The 16,770-nt window shown below is 66.9% G+C and carries 11 protein-coding genes and 1 pseudogene; 3 read left to right on the plus strand and 9 right to left on the minus strand.

Features of this window, described 5'->3' with window-relative positions; translation table 11 throughout:
- Both BMY35_RS16970 and BMY35_RS16975 read right to left on the minus strand, forming a co-directional pair.
- Positions 1–945, minus strand: a pseudogene (locus BMY35_RS16970) (type IV secretion protein Rhs); the annotation flags it as partial.
- A gap of 67 nt (positions 946–1,012) precedes the next feature.
- A complete protein-coding gene (locus tag BMY35_RS16975; protein WP_093201246.1) occupies positions 1,013–4,018 on the minus strand; it encodes a type VI secretion system Vgr family protein in 3,006 nt (1,001 codons plus the stop codon).
- 309 nt (positions 4,019–4,327) lie between these two features.
- On the opposite strand from BMY35_RS16975, the gene aspT (BMY35_RS16980) reads away from it, so the two are divergent.
- The 3 genes from aspT (BMY35_RS16980) (at position 4,328) to BMY35_RS16990 (ending at position 9,453) form a co-directional block, all read left to right on the plus strand.
- On the plus strand, positions 4,328–6,019 hold the full coding sequence (gene aspT / locus BMY35_RS16980; protein ID WP_093201248.1) for an aspartate-alanine antiporter: 1,692 nt from the start codon (positions 4,328–4,330) through the stop codon (positions 6,017–6,019).
- 38 nt (positions 6,020–6,057) lie between these two features.
- Positions 6,058–7,746 (plus strand): aspartate-alanine antiporter, encoded by a 1,689-nt coding sequence (gene aspT, locus BMY35_RS16985; RefSeq protein ID WP_093201251.1) that lies wholly within the window; start codon positions 6,058–6,060, stop codon positions 7,744–7,746.
- A gap of 63 nt (positions 7,747–7,809) precedes the next feature.
- Positions 7,810–9,453 (plus strand): bifunctional aspartate transaminase/aspartate 4-decarboxylase, encoded by a 1,644-nt coding sequence (locus tag BMY35_RS16990; RefSeq protein WP_093201253.1) that lies wholly within the window; start codon positions 7,810–7,812, stop codon positions 9,451–9,453.
- Between the two features lie 52 nt (positions 9,454–9,505).
- On the opposite strand, the gene BMY35_RS16995 is transcribed toward BMY35_RS16990, so the two are convergent.
- From BMY35_RS16995 to BMY35_RS17025, 7 genes are all read right to left on the minus strand, one after another.
- Positions 9,506–11,698, minus strand: a complete 2,193-nt coding sequence (locus tag BMY35_RS16995; RefSeq protein WP_093201256.1) for a LamG-like jellyroll fold domain-containing protein — start codon at positions 11,696–11,698, stop codon at positions 9,506–9,508.
- A gap of 94 nt (positions 11,699–11,792) precedes the next feature.
- On the minus strand, positions 11,793–12,971 hold the full coding sequence (locus BMY35_RS17000; protein ID WP_256228663.1) for an MFS transporter: 1,179 nt from the start codon (positions 12,969–12,971) through the stop codon (positions 11,793–11,795).
- A gap of 17 nt (positions 12,972–12,988) precedes the next feature.
- Positions 12,989–14,107 (minus strand): chorismate synthase, encoded by a 1,119-nt coding sequence (aroC, locus tag BMY35_RS17005; protein WP_093201261.1) that lies wholly within the window; start codon positions 14,105–14,107, stop codon positions 12,989–12,991.
- Positions 14,108–14,139: 32 nt separating this feature from the next.
- Complete coding sequence (locus BMY35_RS17010; RefSeq protein WP_093201264.1) at positions 14,140–14,325, minus strand: hypothetical protein; 186 nt, start codon at positions 14,323–14,325, stop codon at positions 14,140–14,142.
- Between the two features lie 47 nt (positions 14,326–14,372).
- Complete coding sequence (locus tag BMY35_RS17015) at positions 14,373–15,947, minus strand: MFS transporter (RefSeq protein WP_093201266.1); 1,575 nt, start codon at positions 15,945–15,947, stop codon at positions 14,373–14,375.
- A 4-nt stretch (positions 15,948–15,951) separates the two neighbouring features.
- Positions 15,952–16,416, minus strand: a complete 465-nt coding sequence (locus BMY35_RS17020) for an SRPBCC family protein (protein WP_093201269.1) — start codon at positions 16,414–16,416, stop codon at positions 15,952–15,954.
- Positions 16,305–16,763 carry an ArsR/SmtB family transcription factor gene (locus tag BMY35_RS17025; RefSeq protein WP_093201376.1) on the minus strand — a complete coding sequence of 153 codons (459 nt, stop codon included), beginning with the start codon at positions 16,761–16,763 and terminating at the stop codon, positions 16,305–16,307. Before BMY35_RS17025 ends, BMY35_RS17020 begins: the two co-directional genes overlap by 112 nt.
- Between the last annotated feature and the right edge of the window lie 7 nt (positions 16,764–16,770).

Genomic DNA, 16,770 nt, shown 5'->3' on the forward strand with positions numbered 1-16,770 from the left:
GGCCCCCGCCTGCGGCGGCACGATCGCCGCCCTCTTGCCCTTCTTCTTCAACAACGCATCCCGCAGCTTGTGCAGCAGCCACATGATGCTCGCCTGCGCCTCCTTGTCCGCCAGCTTCGACAGCTGCCCCCTCAGCAGCCGCTTGAAGTCCAGCATCTGCGTGATCACGCCATTGACCTTGCCGGCAACACCATCGGGCAGCTGGCTCGCCGCCGCCTTCGCCACGTAGTTCGCCGACTGCTTCGAATACCGCACCGCCGCACCCCACATCCGGCTCCACGTGCTCTGCGTCTTCGGGTCGTGCACCTTCGTTTCCGCCGCCGCGGGCGTGCCCACCGTGAACAGGTCCTTCTGCCCCAGCACCCGGCGCAGGATGTCCACCAGGTTGTCGATGATCTTGTCCGCAAGATCCGCGCAGCTCTTGAGAATGCCGTCGAGCTTCTCGATCGCCCCCTCGATGAACTTGTCCAGCTCACCCATGATGGTGGCGTTCAGGTGCCCCACCAGCGTCGTCACGATCGCCTCGCCCAGGTTCGACGCCGCCGTCTTCAGCTCCTGCTTCACCAGGTGCAGCGTGGGCCGCAGGCTCATGCGCGCCGCCGCCATGCTTGGCGGTATCGGAATCAGCCCGATCAGGTTGATGCCCAGGCTCACCCAGTTCAGGAACGCATCGACCCCGTCCTTGGCCTTCTTCTCCACGATGTTGATGATGTCCAGGAACACATCCACCAGCGCCATGATGTTCCCGACGATCGGGATGCTGCCCAGCACCATCGTCAGGCGCTCCAGCGTCACGTACCCTCCGCTGAACGAGCGCAGCCAGTCGTCCACCGCCTTGCTTGCCGCGGCAACGTCTTCCTTCACGATCGTGTTCAGCGGCGCTACCGCCGTCTGCGGTTCTCTCTCCGCCGCCTGCGGCTTCGCGCCTGCTTCCTGTTCTGCCATCTTTTTCTTGTTCTCTTAGAGCTTGTGCTTCGGATTGATGAAGTGAGTGCGGCGCGCCGCGAGCGGGTCAGCCCATGAAGCCAGGCGTTCGGCCTGTGGCCACGGGATTGGCGGCAGCAGTTGCAATGCCCTGCTTCATGCCACCGGAAGCCACGCCGCTCATCACGCCGGTGATCGGCACGCCCATCGGCCCGAGCTTGGCCCCCGCTGCCTGGATCGCCATGCCGGTCGCGGCCTGGCTCGCCTGGCCCAGCAGCGCCTTGGCGCCGCCCTGCTGGATGGCCTGCGCCGCACCCACTGCCTGCTGCGCGATGCCGGCCGCCTGCGTGACCTGGCCCAGTGCGCTCGCAGCCTTGCTGCCCATGCCCGCGACGCCGGCGAGCGCTCCTGCCGCACCGCCGGCCGCGCCAGTCATGCCGGTCATGCCTGCGAAGCCGCTGGCCAGACCCGAGAACCCGGATACGCCGCCTCCGGCGCCTTCGGCGGCCCCGCCTGTCGCGGCCTTCGCCTTCCAGTCCTCGGGCGTGCCGTAATAGCTGCCTTCGTCCCACGGGTCGCGCGGGTCCTTGCCGAACGTGACCTTCGCGGTGCCGATGGGCAGGCCCGACACGGTCGCGAAACCGTTGCGGTCGAAGGTGCCCGCGTGCGTGCCGCCTTGTGAATCGACCACGGTGAAGTCACCTTGCGCCACGCCCTGGCGCTTTTCTCCGGTCGGCTTGATGTACTGGTGGTACAGGTCGAGCTGTCCCTTCGGCACCTGCGGCGGATTGGGCAGCGCGGGCTTGCCTTCGTTGGCGGGCCCGACGAGGCTGTGCACCGACGCGTGCTCGCGCCAGGTGCCGGAAGTGCCGTGCTCGATCCCGCCGGAGCTCCAGCGGCTGTAGCTCGAGCCGCCGTTGATCACCACTTCTTCCTTCGCGTGGATGGTGATCTTGTTGGCCGTCTGCGTGATGTTGAGCTTGGCCAGCACGTTCACGCTGTCCTTCAGCGCCTTGATGTCGATGTCGGCACCGGCCGCCACGAGCCGCATGCCGGCCTTGGAGGCGAACATGCGGATCGCGTTCTGCACGCTTACAAGCAGGCTCTTGCCTGCGCTCAGGCTCGTGTGGCCGCCGCTGGTGAGCGCGCTGTGCTCGTTGCTCACGATGTGCGTCGAGCCCTGCGCCACGGTCTGCAGCCCCTTGGCGCTGGCCAGGGTCATGTGCGCCTCCTGGAACTCGGGGAACTCGCCCTGCTCGCGGTTGCCGCCCTGCCCCTTGATGGCGTCGTTCTGCTCCTTGAGGCTCGTGGTGACTTCGTCCTGGTCGCCGGCGTCGTGGGCCTGTGCGCCTTGCGCCACGCCGCTCAAGCCCTCGTGCAGATCGCGCGCCTGCGTCAGGCGGCCCACCGTCTCGCTCATGTCGGTGGAATGCGCCTGGGCATTCGGGCGCGCCTCGGTGGTGACCAGCAGGCCCTTGCCCGAGCGGACGACTCCATGCCCGTCGGTGCGCAGCTCGAACCCCTGCCCCCGCGGCTCCTTGCGCCCGGCCGTGTCCTCGATGCGCCCGATGTGCCCCACGCTCAGCTGGCTGGCCTGGTGGTCGCTTCGCAGCTGCGCCTGGATCTTGCCCTGAGTGTCGTCCAGCACAAGGTGGTTGCCGCGACCGCCTCCGAGCTCGCGGCTCCTGATGCCCGACAGGTGCTTCTGTCCGGGCAGCTCCCATGACGGCATGGTGTCGGCGTTGTGCACGCAGCCCGTGACGATCGGGTAGTCGGGGTCGCCGTTGAGGAAGTCGACGATCACCTCCATGCCGATGCGCGGCACGCTGGTCATGCCGAAGGTGGCACCCGCCCAAGCGGTGGACACGCGCACCCAGCAGCTGGAGTGCTCGTTTTCCTGGCCGAGGCGGTCCCAGTGGAACTGCACCTTGATGCGCCCGTACTTGTCGGTCCAGATCTCCTCGCCCGAGGGGCCCACCACCATGGCGGTCTGCGGCCCGCGCGTACGCGGCTTGGACGTGGTGCGCAGCGGCCGCCACGCGTAGCTGGTGGGCTGCGCCTCGAAGGCGAAGCGCTGCACGGAGCCCTCGGTGCCTTCCACGCCCTCGCTGGCCTGCAGGTTCTCCTGCAGGTGGTAGCTCACGCCCACGAGCAGGTATTGCTGGTTCTGGTCGGCCTTGGGGTGGCCGGTGAGGCGCAGGGTGTGGCCGGTGGCCAGTTCGCGCAGGTTGGAGCGGCCGGTGATGCGGTTGCGCTGGCTGAGCTGCTCCTCGTTGCGGATGCGCGCATAGGCCTCGCCGTCGCCGTGCTGCACGAAGCCGCCGGGCCAGTCGTAGTTCTCGTAGGCGTCGTGGTCGTGCCCGGGCGGCATCTGCCTCAGGTGCGACAGCTCGGCCTTGGGCTTCTCGAAGTCGTAGTCGTCGTTGTAATGGTGGCCCGAGCGCACTTCCTCGGCGATCTCCCACGCGTAGATGCGCTCGCGCTGGCCCATGCCGGACTTCTCCAGCGGGTGGTAGCGCACCTCCTCGCCTCCGGGCAGCGGGCCGTGCGAGTTGGCGATGTCGTCGGCGAACACGAGCACGTGCTGCGACGCTTCGTGCCTGAAGTGGTAGTAGATGCCCTCGAGCTCGCACAGGCGCGAGACGAAGTCGAAGTCGCTCTCGTGGTACTGCACGCAGTAGTCCCACACCCGGTAGTCGCCGCGCGTGAGCTTCTTCTCGATGGGGTGGCCGTAGCGCCCGAGCACTTCCATCACGATGTCGGGCACGCTCTTGCCCTGGAAGATGCGGAAGTCGCTGCGCCGCGTGGCCAGCCACAGCCAGGGGCGAAGCCGCATCCGGTAGAAGGAATGGCGCGCATCTTCCTGCTGCAGCCCGAAGCGCGTGACGATGCCGCCCAGGTAGCGCACACCGCCTTCGGTCTCCACCGACACGGTGGAGGCCTTGCCCAGCAGGGTCTTGGGGTCCACGTTGTTGCTGTTGCCCAGCAACTCGACGTCGAAGGCGTACAGCTGGCTCAGCGCCTCGCGGCCTACCAGCTGGCGGAACTGCAGCGAATCTCCCGCTGGCGTCTGGATCGTGACTCGCCGCGTCATTGCGATGCCACGGCCGATTTATACGACCAATTACCTAAAAAGAATTTCAACAATACGAATATTGTTTTAAGAATGAGTTTCACACCCACCTCCCAGCACACAATTTCACAATTATTTTAAATGTTGATTTATCGTAAGAGCCAATGCGAAAAATAGACGGCTCTTCGAATCAGCATAAAGTCTGCGCGTTGCAGCCACCAGCATACGAAGGCATCAGGATGGGGGTTGCGTGAATTACGCCCGCGTCAATTGCCGGGCAAATAAAGTTGCCTCCGTCCGGCAGGTCTGTTCCGGAAAAAGGATCGGCCCGTGATTCACGATCTGGTTGCAATTCTCAAAAGCCAGCCGGAGATCGCGCTATTCCTGGTGCTCGCCATCGGCTACGCAATCGGCCAGATTCGCTTCGGTCCGATCCAGCTCGGAGGCATCTGCGGCACGTTGATCGCGGCCCTCGTCGTCGGGCAACTCGGCATCCATCTCGACGACAGCGTGAAGAACGTGTTCTTCATGCTTTTCATCTTCGCGCTCGGCTACGCGGGCGGCCCGCAGTTCTTCGCGAACCTCGATGCCAAGGGGCTGCGGCTGGGGCTGCTTTGTCTCGTCGAAGTGGTGGCTGTGCTGGCGCTCGTGCTCGGCGCCACCCTCTTCCTCTCGCTCGACCAGGGCACCGCCGCGGGCCTGATGGCCGGCGCGGCCACCGAATCGGCGGTGGTGGGCACCGCGACCGACGCCATCTCCAAGCTCGCGCTGCCGCTTGCCGACATCCGGCAGCTGCAGGCCAACGTGGTCACGGCCTACTCCATCACCTACGTCTTCGGGCTGATCGCGATCGTGGTGGCCACCAGCCAGGTCTTTCCGCTGCTGCTGCGCGTGGACCTGCGCGCCGAAGCCGACCGGCTCTGGAAGACGATGGGCGGCGGGGGTGACGAGCCCGACGCGGCTTCCGCCACGCCCGAGATGATCGGGCGCGTGTTCCTCGTCACCGTGGGCCGCGGCCGCACGGTGGGCGAACTGACAGCCATCTTCAAGGGGCACGCCAGCATCGAGCAAGTCATGCGACGCGGCCAGAGCCTGACCGTGGAGCCCACGCTCAGGCTGCAGGCCTTCGACCAGGTGCTCGCCATCGGACGCCGCAGCGTGCTGGTGAACGTGGCCGAACTGCTGGGCCGCGAGTTCGCCAACACCACGGCCTTCGACGCGGTGGTCGAGACCACCGGGGTGGTGGTCGACCGGCGCGAATGGTTCGGTCGCGAGCTGTACGAACTCGGCGCGCCGCTTCCGCCGGGCGTGCAGATCGTCGGCGTCGAGCGCGACGGCAACGCCATGCCCCTGCTGCACGACCTGAAGCTGCAGCGCGGCGACGTGCTAAAGCTCTACGGCCCGGTGCTCGACGTGGCGCGGGCGGTACCTCTCATCGGCGACCGCGTCGTCGAATCCACCCGCAGCAACATCAGCTACGCGGCCATGGGCATCCTGCTGGGCGTGTTCATCGGCGGCTTCAGCGTCAAGCTCGGCGGCATCCCGTTCTCGCTGGGCACCGGCGGCGGCGCGCTGCTCACGGGGCTGATCTTCGGCTGGTACCAGTCGAAGAACCCGCATCGCCTCAGCGTGCCGCCGGAAGCCCTGGCGCTGATGAAGGACCTGGGCCTGGCCACCTTCATCGCCTGCGTCGGCCTCGCCTCGGGACCGCAGGCGCTGGCGCTCGTCAAGAAATTCGGCATCGCGCTGCCGCTGGTCGGCGTGGCGGTCGCGGTGGTACCGGCCAGCATCTCGCTCTTCGTGGGCCATCGGCTGCTCAAGCTCGAGGCGCCCGTGCTGCTGGGCGCCATCGCGGGCCAGCAGTGCAGCACGCCGGCGCTCAGCGCCGTGCAGAACGCGGCCGGCAACGCCACGCCGCTGCTGGGCTACACGATCACCTATGCAATTTCGAACGTGGTGCTGCCGCTGATGGGTCCGCTCATCGTGGCACTGGCCGGGCTGGTCGCGCACGCGGCGAAATGAGCCTGAAGCACATCGGCAAACCGAAAGGACCCTGACCCATGGAATGGCTGCACGAAATATTCAAGAAGTCGCCCGAGATGGCGCTCTTTCTCTCGCTGGCCGTCGGCTACTGGATCGGCAAGATCAAGTTCGGCAAGTTCCAGCTCGGCGGCGTGGCCGGCTCGCTGCTGGTCGCGGTGGTGGTGAGCCAGGTCGGCGTGCAGGTCGACAACGGCGTGAAGGCGGTGCTCTTCGCCCTCTTCATCTACGCGGTGGGCTTCGAGAGCGGGCCGCAGTTCTTCAGCTCGCTCGGCAGGCAGTCGGTGAAGGAGATCATCCTGGCCGCGGTGATGGCGGCCACCGGCCTCGCGACGGTGATCGTCATGGCCAGGCTGTGCGGGCTGGACAAGGGCCTCGCGGCCGGCGTGGCGGCGGGCGGCCTCACGCAGTCGGCCATCATCGGCACGGCCGGCGACGCGATCGCCAAGCTGGGGCTGGAGGCGGCGGAAACCGCGCGGCTGCAGGCCAACGTGGCCATCGGCTATGCGGTGACCTACGTGTTCGGCTCCTTCGGCGCGATCATCGTGTGCGTCAACATCCTGCCGAAGTTCATGGGCCGCACCATCCGCGACGACGCCATCGCGGCCGAGACCGCGATGCAGGCCGGCGTGAAGGTGCTGGGCCCCGACCAGGAAGAAGCTGCGCCCTCGCTGGTCGGCCGCATCTATGAGCTCGTGGCCGATCCGAAGCGCACCATCGCCGACATCGAGAACGCCAACCCGGCAACCACCATCACCATCGAGCGCGTGAAGCGCGACGGCAAGTTCGTCGAAGTGAGCCCCGAGCTCGTGCTGCACCAGGGCGACATCGTGCTCGCCGTGGGCCGTCGCGACGCGGTGGTGGCCAGCGCGCCGCTGCTGGGCAAGGAGGTCTACGGGGTCGACGGCATGGAGCTCACCATGCACAAGCGCGAGATCGTGCTGACCAACAAGGACTTCGACCGCAAGACGGTGGACGAGATCCGCAAGGCCACGGCCGGCGGCGTGCGGCACGGCATCTTCGTGGTGCAGTTGAGCCGCATGGGCAAGGTGCTGCCGATGAAGCCCGACACCGTGGTGCAGACCGGCGACATGGTGTCGATCTTCGGCGCCGAGCAGGACGTGAAGCGCGTGGCCGCCATCGTCGGCGACGTGATCGTCCCGAGTGCGAAGACCGACTTCGTCTACCTCGGGGCCGGCCTGGTCGTGGGCCTGCTGATCGGCCTGCTGAGCGTGAAGCTCGGCAACATCCCGCTCACGCTGGGTTCGGGCGGCGGCGCCCTGCTCTCGGGGCTGCTCTTCGGCTGGTACCGCGCCAAGCGCCAGACCTTCGGCGCGCTGCCGCCGAGCGCGGTGCAGTTGCTGAAGGACCTGGGCCTGGCCGGCTTCGTCGTGGTGGTCGGCCTGTCCTCGGGCCTGCAGGCGGTGCAGACCATCAAGCAGCTGGGCCTGACCATCTTCGGCGTAGGCGTGGTCGTCACCATCGTGCCGATGCTGCTGACGATGCTGTTCGGCCGCTATGTGCTGCGCTACGGCAACACGGCCGTCTTCGCCGGTGCGCTGAGCGGCTCCCGCAGCGCCAACCCGGCTTTCGGCGAAGTGCTCGACAAGGCCGAGAACTCGATTCCCACCGTGCCCTTCGCGATCACCTATGCGCTGGCCAACGTGTTCCTCACGCTGCTCGGCCCGCTGATCGTGGCGCTCGTGTAGACGCGGCACGCACGGCTGCCTCGTTCCTTCTTATTTTTTCGTCCATTCAAACAGGAGCACTCCATGGACTTCAGCGACGTGAAAAAACTCGGTGGCCTGAGCCCCTTCGAACTCAAGGATGCACTGATCCAGGTGGCCCGCCAGAGCGACCGGCTGATGCTCAACGCGGGCCGCGGCAATCCGAACTTCCTGGCGACCACGCCGCGCCACGGCTTCTTCCAGTTCGGCCTCTTCGCGATGACCGAGAGCGAGCGCTCCTACATCTACATGGACGGCGTGGGCGGCTTCCCGCAGCGCGAGGGCATCGAGGCGCGCTTCGAGATCTTCACCAAGTCGCACGAGGGCCAGCCGGGCGTGCGCTTCATCGAGGCCGCCGTGTCGTACGTGCGCGACCAGCTGGGTCTTTCGGCCGGCGACTTCATCTACGAGATGTGCGAGGCCATCCTCGGCTGCAACTACCCGGTGCCCGACCGCATGCTGCGCCTGAGCGAGATCATCGTGGGCAAGTACATCCACAAGGAGATGATCGGCACGCATCCCTTCGTGGGAACCTTCGACATGTACGCGGTGGAAGGCGGCACCGCCGCCATGACCTACCTGTTCAACAGCCTGCGCGAGAACCACCTGCTGCAGGCCGGCGACACCATCGCGCTGGGCATGCCGATCTTCACGCCGTACATCGAGATCCCGCACCTCAACGACTACCGGCTGATCGAGGCGCTGATCGACGCGCCTTCGGAGAACAACTGGCAGTTCACGAAGAAGGAGCTGCAGAAGCTGCTCGACCCGAAGGTCAAGGCCTTCTTCCTGTGCAACCCGAGCAACCCGCCGTCGGTGAAGCTGAGCGACGAGGTGCTGGCCGCCATCGCCGACATCGTGAAGCAGCGGCCCGACCTCATCATCCTCACCGACGACGTGTACGGCACCTTCGCGGACGACTTCCGCTCGCTGTTCGCGATCTGCCCGCACAACACGATCCTGGTGTATTCGTTCTCCAAGTATTTCGGCGCGACCGGCTGGCGCATGGGCGTGGTGGCCACGCACGAGGACAACATCATCGACCGCAAGATCGCGCAGCTTTCAGAAGCAAGGCTGAAGGAGCTCGATGCGCGCTACAGCTCGATCACCACCGAGCCGCGCAAGCTGAAGTTCATCGACCGGCTGGTGGCCGACAGCCGCACCGTGGCGCTGAACCACACGGCCGGACTCTCGACGCCGGTGCAGGCGCAGATGGTGATGTTCTCGCTGTTCTGCCTGATGGACGAGCCTGAGGCGTACAAGAAATCGATGAAGCACATCGTCTCGCGCCGCAAGGAAGCGCTGTACCGCGAACTCGGCCTGCCGCTGCAGGCCGATCCGAACTCGGTGAGCTACTACCACCTGCTCGACCTGCAGGACATCGCCACGCAGATGCACGGCGAGCGCTTCGGCAAATGGATCGTGACCAGGCTGCAGCCGAACGAAGCCCTCTTCCGCATCGCGGAGGAGACCAGCATCGTGCTGCTGCCGGGACGAGGCTTCGGCGGCAAGCATGCGTCGGGGCGCGTGTCGCTGGCGAACCTCAACGAGTACGACTACGCGAACATCGGGAGGTCGTTGCGGAAGCTGGCTTCGGAGTACTTTGCGATCTTCGAGAAGGAGAACGGCAAGGGTGCGGCGAAGGCAGTGAAGACAGCGAAGGCGGGAAAGACCGGCAAGAGGAAGTAGGAACCAGGCAAGCCGGCCTTCCCGCCTCACGGGCAGCGGGAAGGCCGAAGGATCACGCGGGCTTGCGTGCCGTGAGCCACTGCGCCGGGGTCAGAGCTGCTGCCACGACGCGCACTTCGCCGATGTTGCCAAAGAAGCCGTCGGCGCGAGCGCCGTCCCACGAGCCGCCGCCCACGACCCACGGCGAGGTGGCCGAGAGCGTGGCCAGGCCCGGGATGGCAGCCGCATTGCGCAGCACCGGCGCGCCTTCGACGTACATCGTGGTGTCGTGCGACACCGGGTCGTTCACGATGGCGACGTGCACCCAGCGATCGGCGATGACCTCACCCGACCAGTTAGCCTTGGGCGCGCGGGTTCCGGCCGGGCTCGGAGTCACTTCCCATTGCACTTCGCGCAGGCTCGAAATGGCGAACAGCATCGGGGGCGATTCCGGGTCGCCGCCCGAGTAGCCGGCCAGATCACCGCGCTTGCCGTCGCGCGTCATGATGTTCATCCACGCCTGGTTTGCGCTGGTCCAGCCCTTGTCGATCTTGATGAAGGCCTCGATGGTGTAGCCGTTCTCCAGCGTCTGTGCATTGATCGGCGCAGCAGCCTCGGTGAGGAAGTAGCTCAGGCGCGGCGTGTTCTTGTTGGTGTTCAGGAAACGCACGGAGCCCGGTGCGGCCGAGAGGTAGTGGCGGTCGTCGGTCCAGACGACGTCGCCGTCGGTGGCCCCCACCACGCCGCCCTGATTGAGCGCATCGCGGTGCAGCGGGTTGTTGCCCGTGACGTCCGCGATGACCGTGCCCGGCAGCACCGGCTGGTTGATCGTGCCACCGAAGAAGCGCCAGTGCGCCAGCGTGTTCGCCACCTTGGGGTAGTCGTCCGAGTTCGTGGCCGGCCGCTGCACGAGCGTTGCGGGCTCCTTGTAGTTGGCCAGGATCATCGCGCGGGCCTTGTCCACCAGCGAACCGTCGATGGTGGCGCTGCCGGTGCCGAAGCTCTTGTTGAAGCCGGAGAAGCGCTGGGCGAAGTCCATGTCGATGGTGAAGGCCTCGTTCGGCGTGGTGAGCACGGCCTGGTCGAAGCTGTTGAGCGTGGCCGCCGGCTTCTGCGGCACCCACGGCGAGAACGACAGCACCTTGATCTTCTTGTTCGTCAGGTCGAACTCGTACAGGCGCATCAGGCCGTTGCCGCCCTGGTAGGCCATCTGGTAGTCGACCACCATCTCCTCGACCTTGCGGCCGAAGTCGTTGATCTTCGTGAGATGCGCTGCGCCATGGTGATGGCCGTTGAGCGTCATGAAGATCTGGTCGTTGTCGCGGATCAGCTTGTCCCACAGCATCTTGCCGTAGTCGGTTTCGAGCGGGCTCGTGCCGTCGGGAGCGATGTTGAGCAGCTGGTGGTTCACCAGGATCACCGGCAGCGTCGGGTTCTTCGCGATCACCTGGCGAGCCCAGGCGATGCCCGCATCGGAAATGCGCCACGACAGCGACAGCACCATGAATTTCTGGCCCTGCGCTTCGAACACGTGGTACTCGTGGAAGCCGCTGGTGTCGCGTGCGCCGAAGGTGGCCTGCTTCTTCGCACGCTCGGTGCCGAACCACTGGATGTAGGGTTCATTCGCTGGAGTGCGATTGGCATCGGTGCCGCCCACGGGGTCGACGCTGAAGTCGACGTCGCTCAGCACGTCGTGGTTGCCGGCCAGCACGCTGTAGGGCAGCTTCGCGTCCTCGAGGATCTTCATGGCGGCATCGGCCACCTTCCATTGATCGGGCTTGCCGACCTGGTCGACCACGTCGCCGAGGTGGATGGTGAACGGGATGTTCAGCCCCTTGGCGTTGTCGGCGATCCACTTCGTCTGCGCGGCGAAGGGCGCGCTGCCGAAGCGCTTGTTGTACTGGTCGCTCTCGGCCGCCGTGGCGTAGCGAGCGTAGAACTGGGTGTCGGGCATCACGGCGATCGAGAAGCTCGAGATCTTGGCGGCGGCTGCCGGCGGAGCGGGCGTTGCTGCCGGTGCGGGCGCAGGCGCCGGGGCTGGAAGCGGGAGAACAGGCGTACCGCCGCCACCACCGCCGCCGCATGCCGCGAGCAAGGCACCGCTGCCGCCGACCGTCAGAAGCGAGGCGCCGAGCTTGAGCACCTGGCGGCGCGGTGCCGTGTTGTTGCTGCTGTTGTTGTCGTTGTTCTGTTCGGCAGCGTTCGATTGGGCAGGCGAAGAGATGCGCGGCGTATTCGCGCCGCGCGATTCGTCGGAAACGGACATGAGAAATTAGGAGAAAAGGTTACGGAGCGCGCAGCGTAAAAATCCGCGGTGACGTGGGCATGTAAGGCCCATGACACTTTGTCGGGAGGTCGGTTCAGACCCTTGCCGCGCGCTCCATCCGATCCAATTTCACCACCCGCCACGCACACAGGGTGCCGAGCACTGCCAACAAGGTGGCAGCTGTAAACATCGTGCGATAGCCGAAGGCCTGCGCTACAGCGCCGCCAAGCAAAACGCCCAACACACCACCGAAGCCGTAGCCGATAACGGTAAACAGCGCCTGCCCTCGCCCGCGCAGATGACCGGGAAAACGGCGCGACACCACCGCGATGCAGGTCGTGTGATGCGCCGCGAAGCTCAGCGCATGCAGCCATTGCGCAACGATGAGCGCCGCGATCCAGCCACCCAGCCCCGCCGTCAGCCCCAGCCGCGCGACGCCGGCGATGCTGCACACCAGCATCCAGCGCGGCATCGTCATCAGGCCGATAAGCCGCCCTTGCAGGAAGAACCACACGATCTCCGCCACCACCGACAGCGCCCACAGCAGGCCGATGGTGCTCTTGCCGTAGCCGATCGAATCGAGATACAGCGAGAAGAAGGCGTACACCGAGAAGTGCGACATCACCTGGAAGAACAGCGCCGCGAAGAACCACCGCACGGCCGGATTGCGCAGCACCGGCCCGATGGGCTCCTTGACCGCGTCATGCGCGGCGGGCGGCTCGCGCAGGTCGGGCAGCTTCATGGTCGCGATGAGCACGATGGCCAGCGTGCCCGCGGCCCATGCCGGGAAGTGCTTCATGCCGAAGCGCTCGAACCACTCGCCCGCGACGAACACCGTGAGCAGGAAGCCCGCGGAGCCGCACAGCCGGATGCGCCCGTAGCGGCCCCAGTCGCCCGCCACCAGCTGGGCCATTGCCGCCTCGGTGAGCGACATCATCGAGCTGGTGTGGGTGAACATCACGAGCAGCACCAGCGCGAGCCACCATGCGCCGCCGTTCCACCACAGCCCGAAGGAACTTGCCAGCGCCACCGCCGCGCTGAAGCGCAGCAGCTTGACGCGCTGTCCCGTGTGATCGCTGAGCGCTCCCCACGCATAGGGCGCGAACACGCGCGTGATCGACTGCACCGACGCCAGCAGGCTGATGGTGAAGATCGGCAGCCCCAGGTCCTTGAGCCAGAGCGGCAGGTAGGGGTTGAAGAAACCGATGTGCGCGAAATAGCTGGCCGACAGGCCAGCGAACGCCAGCAGGTGGCCGCGCCTTGCGGCGGCCACTGGTGGCGGCTCGGACACTAGAGGAAGGACGCCTGCGGCGACGCGGCTTCTGTCTTGCTGCCCAGGGGTCCTTGGGGCACATCGCCGCACTGGGCGCGGTTGCGCAGCACGTGCTCGATCACCACCAGCGCCAGCATGGCTTCGGCGATGGGCGTCGCGCGGATGCCCACGCACGGGTCGTGACGGCCCTTTGTGACGACCTCGACGGGGTTGTTGTTGACGTCGATGGACTGGCGCGGGCTGATGATCGAGCTGGTGGGCTTGATCGCGATGGTCACTTCGAGGTCCTGCCCCGAGCTGATGCCGCCGAGGACGCCGCCCGCATTGTTGGTGACGAAGCCGGTGGGCGTGATCGAGTCGCCGTGCGTGGTGCCGCGCTGGGTGACGCTGTCGAAGCCGGCGCCGATCTCCACCGCCTTCACTGCGTTGATGCCCATCATGGCGTAGGCGATCTCGGCATCGAGCTTGTCGAAGAGCGGTTCGCCCAGGCCCACGGGCACGTTCGTCGCGGTGACGCGCAGGCGCGCGCCGCACGAATCGCCGGCCTTGCGCAGGCGGTCCATGTAGTCTTCCAGCGCGCTCACGTCGGCGATGGGGGCGAAGAAGGGGTTGTTGGGCACATGGTCCCAGCTCTCGAAAGGAATGGCGATCTCGCCGATCTGCGTCATGCAGCCGCGGAAGACCATGCCGTACTTCTCGGCCAGCCATTTCTTGGCGACCGCGCCGGCCGCGACCATGGGCGCGGTCAGCCGCGCCGAGGAGCGCCCGCCGCCGCGCGGATCGCGGATGCCGTATTTCTTCCAGTAGGTGAAGTCGGCGTGGCCGGGGCGGAACTGCTGGGCGATCTGCCCATAGTCCTTGCTGCGCTGGTCGGTGTTCTGGATCAGCAGGGCGATGGGGGTGCCGGTGGTCTTGCCTTCGTACACGCCCGAGAGGATCTGCACCGCGTCGGGCTCGTTGCGTTGGGTGACATGGCGGCTGGTGCCGGGGCGGCGACGGTCCAGGTCGCCCTGAATGTCGGCCTCGCTGAGTTCCATGCCCGGGGGGCAGCCGTCGATGACGCAGCCGATGGCCGGGCCATGCGACTCGCCGAAATTGGTGACCGCGAAGAGATTTCCGAAGGTGTTGCCGCTCATGACGGGGATTATCCCAACAAAGCGGCCGCCCCTCAGTCGGTCGTGTTTTCGAGGCGCTTGGACAGCGCCGCCACCTGCAGCTCGATGGAGAACAGCCGCTCGTTCAGCACCGCCGTCTGGAGCCGGATCGCCTCGATGATGGCCCTGGTCTGCGGATCGGTCGTGTTGTCGCAGAGTTCGGCCAGGTCATGCAGCTTCTTGCGCAGTTCGTTGCTCATGGAAGGCTCCGGTGGTCGCGTCGTGGAAGCCCCAGTATGGGGTTTCGTCAACGCTCCGGCAATGCGGCGGCACCCGGGGTCTCCGGCGGCTGCGTCTCGCCGGCACCGCCCGCGCCGCGCAGCCGGATCGCCACCAGCCCCGCCACGAACAGCAGCACCGCCGCGCAGACCCCTGCGGTGAGCCGCATGCCGCGCAGCAAGGCATCGCGGCCGGCGTCGACCAGTTCGGCGCCCGCGCTCCCGCCGAGCTGGCCGGCGAGCGCGACTGCGCCGCCCAGCGTGCTGCGGGCGGCCTCCACCTCGGGCAGGCCCGCCAGCCCGGCCGGCACCGCATCGGCCATGGCGTTGCGGTAGATGGCCGCGCCGATGGCGCCGAGGATCGCGATGCCCAGCGCACCGCCGAATTCCGAACTGGTCTCGGAGATCGCCGAGGCCACGCCCGCCCGCTCCGGCGGCGCGCTGCCCACCACCAGGTCGGTCGCCAGCGTGAACACCGGCGCCAGTCCCAGCGAGGAGACGACCCCGCTGCACACCATCCAGGCCAGCCCGTCCTGCGCGGGCAGCACGGCCAGCATGCCGAAGCCCACTGCCGCCACGGCCAGCCCGCCGCCCATCACGAAGGCCGGGCGCATGCGCCGCGCCAGCGCCGGCACGACCATGGAACCGACGATGAAGGCCCCCGCCCCGGGCATGCTCCACAGCCCGGCATGCAGCGGCGACAGGCCGAGCACCAGCTGCAGGTACTGGGCGTTGTAGAGGAAGATGCCGAACATCACGAAGCAGGCCAGCATGTAGGCGCCGAGCGAGACGCTGAAGGCCGGCAGGCCGAACAGGCGCAGGTCGATCATCGGGTCGGGCAGCCGCTTCTGCCGGCGTACGAACAGCCAGCCCAGGGCCAGCCCCAGCAGGATCGACAGCGCAGGCACCACGTGCGGCCCGTGCTCCGCGATCTGCTTCACGCCGTAGATCACCGGAAGCACCGCGCCCAGCGAGAGCGCCACGCTGGCCAGATCGAGCCGGGCCGCGTCGGGGTCGCGGTATTCGGGCAGCAGCAGCGGCCCGAGCACCAGCAGCAGCACCATCACCGGCACGCCGATCAGGAACACCGAGCCCCACGGAAAGAACTGCAGCAGCACGCCGCCCAGCACCGGGCCTATGACGGCGCCGGCCGAATAGCTGGAGATCCACACGCCGATGGCGATGGTGCGCTGTCCCGGATCGAGAAACATGTTGCGGATCAGCGAGAGCGTGGACGGCGCGAGCGTCGCGCCCGCCACGCCGAGCAGGGCGCGCGTGGCGATGAGCATGTTGGCGCTGGTCGAGAACGCAGCGAGCACCGAGGCGACGCCGAATGCCGCCGCGCCGATCAGCAGCAGGCGGCGCCGGCCGATGCGGTCGCCCAGCGTGCCCATGGTGACCAGCAGGCCGGCCACGAAGAAGCCGTAGATGTCGACGATCCACAGCAGCTGCGAGGCCGTCGGCTTGAGTTCTTCGCTGATCGACGGGATCGCGAGGTTCAGTACCGTGAGGTCCATCGAATAGAGCATGCAGGGCAGCGCTATGACGGCCAGGCCGGTCCATTCGCGCATCGTGGCGCGAGCCGGGGGTGGAGCGTTCTTCATTCGTTCAGGCAGAGGCAGCGCCCAGCCATCTCTCCAGCTTGACGAGCGCGCCGGTCCAGCCATGGGCGTGGCCGTCGCGCGCGGCTTCGTCGAAGAACTGCTCGTGCAGAAGCACCAGTTCGCAGCCCTCGGCATCGGGCTCGATGCTCAGGGTGACCCGCGATTCGCGCTCCGGCGTGCTGCGCCAGGCCCAACTGAAGACCAGCCTGCGCTCGGGCACGACTTCGAGGTACGTGCCGCTCACGTCGTGCGTCTCGCCGTCATCGGCCAGCATGGCCACGCGAAAACGGCCGCCCACGCGCAGGTCGACTTCGGCGATCGGCACCGAGACGATTTCCTCGGGCCCGAACCAGAGCTTCAGCGCTTGCGGGTCGGTCCACGCGCGCCAGACCTTGTCGGGCGAGACGCTGAAGTGCCGCCTGAGGGTGAGCGAGGGGCGCCCGGTGCCGCGGGCGGAAGGGTTTTCCATTCGGTCTCCTCCTGGTGATAGAGAAAGCGCGCCAGTGCATCGAGGCGCCCGGTCCAGAACTTCTCGTACCGCGACAACCACACGGCGGCCTCCTGCATGGGCCGGGGCGACAGCTCGCAGCGCACGATGCGGCCCTCCTTCGTGCGGGAGATGAGGCCTGCGTCCTCCAGCACGCGCAGGTGCTTCATGAAGCCGGTAAGGGACATGTCGTGCGGCTCGGCCAGCTCGGTCACGCTGAGGCTGCGTTCTCCCAGGGCTTCGAGCACGGCGCGCCGCGTGGAATCGGAGAGCGCGGCGAAGACTGCGTCGAGGACAGTGGCGTCGGGTTGTGCTTCTGACTGAACCATGTGGTTG

The sequence above is a fragment of the Variovorax sp. YR750 genome (genome assembly GCF_900109805.1).
In the GTDB taxonomy this organism is placed as follows: Bacteria; Pseudomonadota; Gammaproteobacteria; order Burkholderiales; family Burkholderiaceae_C; genus Variovorax; species Variovorax gossypii.

Coding starts and splice junctions, on each gene's coding strand:
- BMY35_RS16975 (WP_093201246.1), bottom strand. CDS start 4,018: ATGACGCGGCGAGTCACGATCCAGACGCCAGCGGGAGATTCGCTGCAG.
- aspT (WP_093201251.1), top strand. CDS start 6,058: ATGGAATGGCTGCACGAAATATTCAAGAAGTCGCCCGAGATGGCGCTC.
- BMY35_RS16990 (WP_093201253.1), top strand. CDS start 7,810: ATGGACTTCAGCGACGTGAAAAAACTCGGTGGCCTGAGCCCCTTCGAA.
- BMY35_RS16995 (WP_093201256.1), bottom strand. CDS start 11,698: ATGTCCGTTTCCGACGAATCGCGCGGCGCGAATACGCCGCGCATCTCT.
- aroC (WP_093201261.1), bottom strand. CDS start 14,107: ATGAGCGGCAACACCTTCGGAAATCTCTTCGCGGTCACCAATTTCGGC.
- BMY35_RS17010 (WP_093201264.1), bottom strand. CDS start 14,325: ATGAGCAACGAACTGCGCAAGAAGCTGCATGACCTGGCCGAACTCTGC.
- BMY35_RS17015 (WP_093201266.1), bottom strand. CDS start 15,947: ATGAAGAACGCTCCACCCCCGGCTCGCGCCACGATGCGCGAATGGACC.
- BMY35_RS17020 (WP_093201269.1), bottom strand. CDS start 16,416: ATGGAAAACCCTTCCGCCCGCGGCACCGGGCGCCCCTCGCTCACCCTC.
- BMY35_RS17025 (WP_093201376.1), bottom strand. CDS start 16,763: ATGGTTCAGTCAGAAGCACAACCCGACGCCACTGTCCTCGACGCAGTC.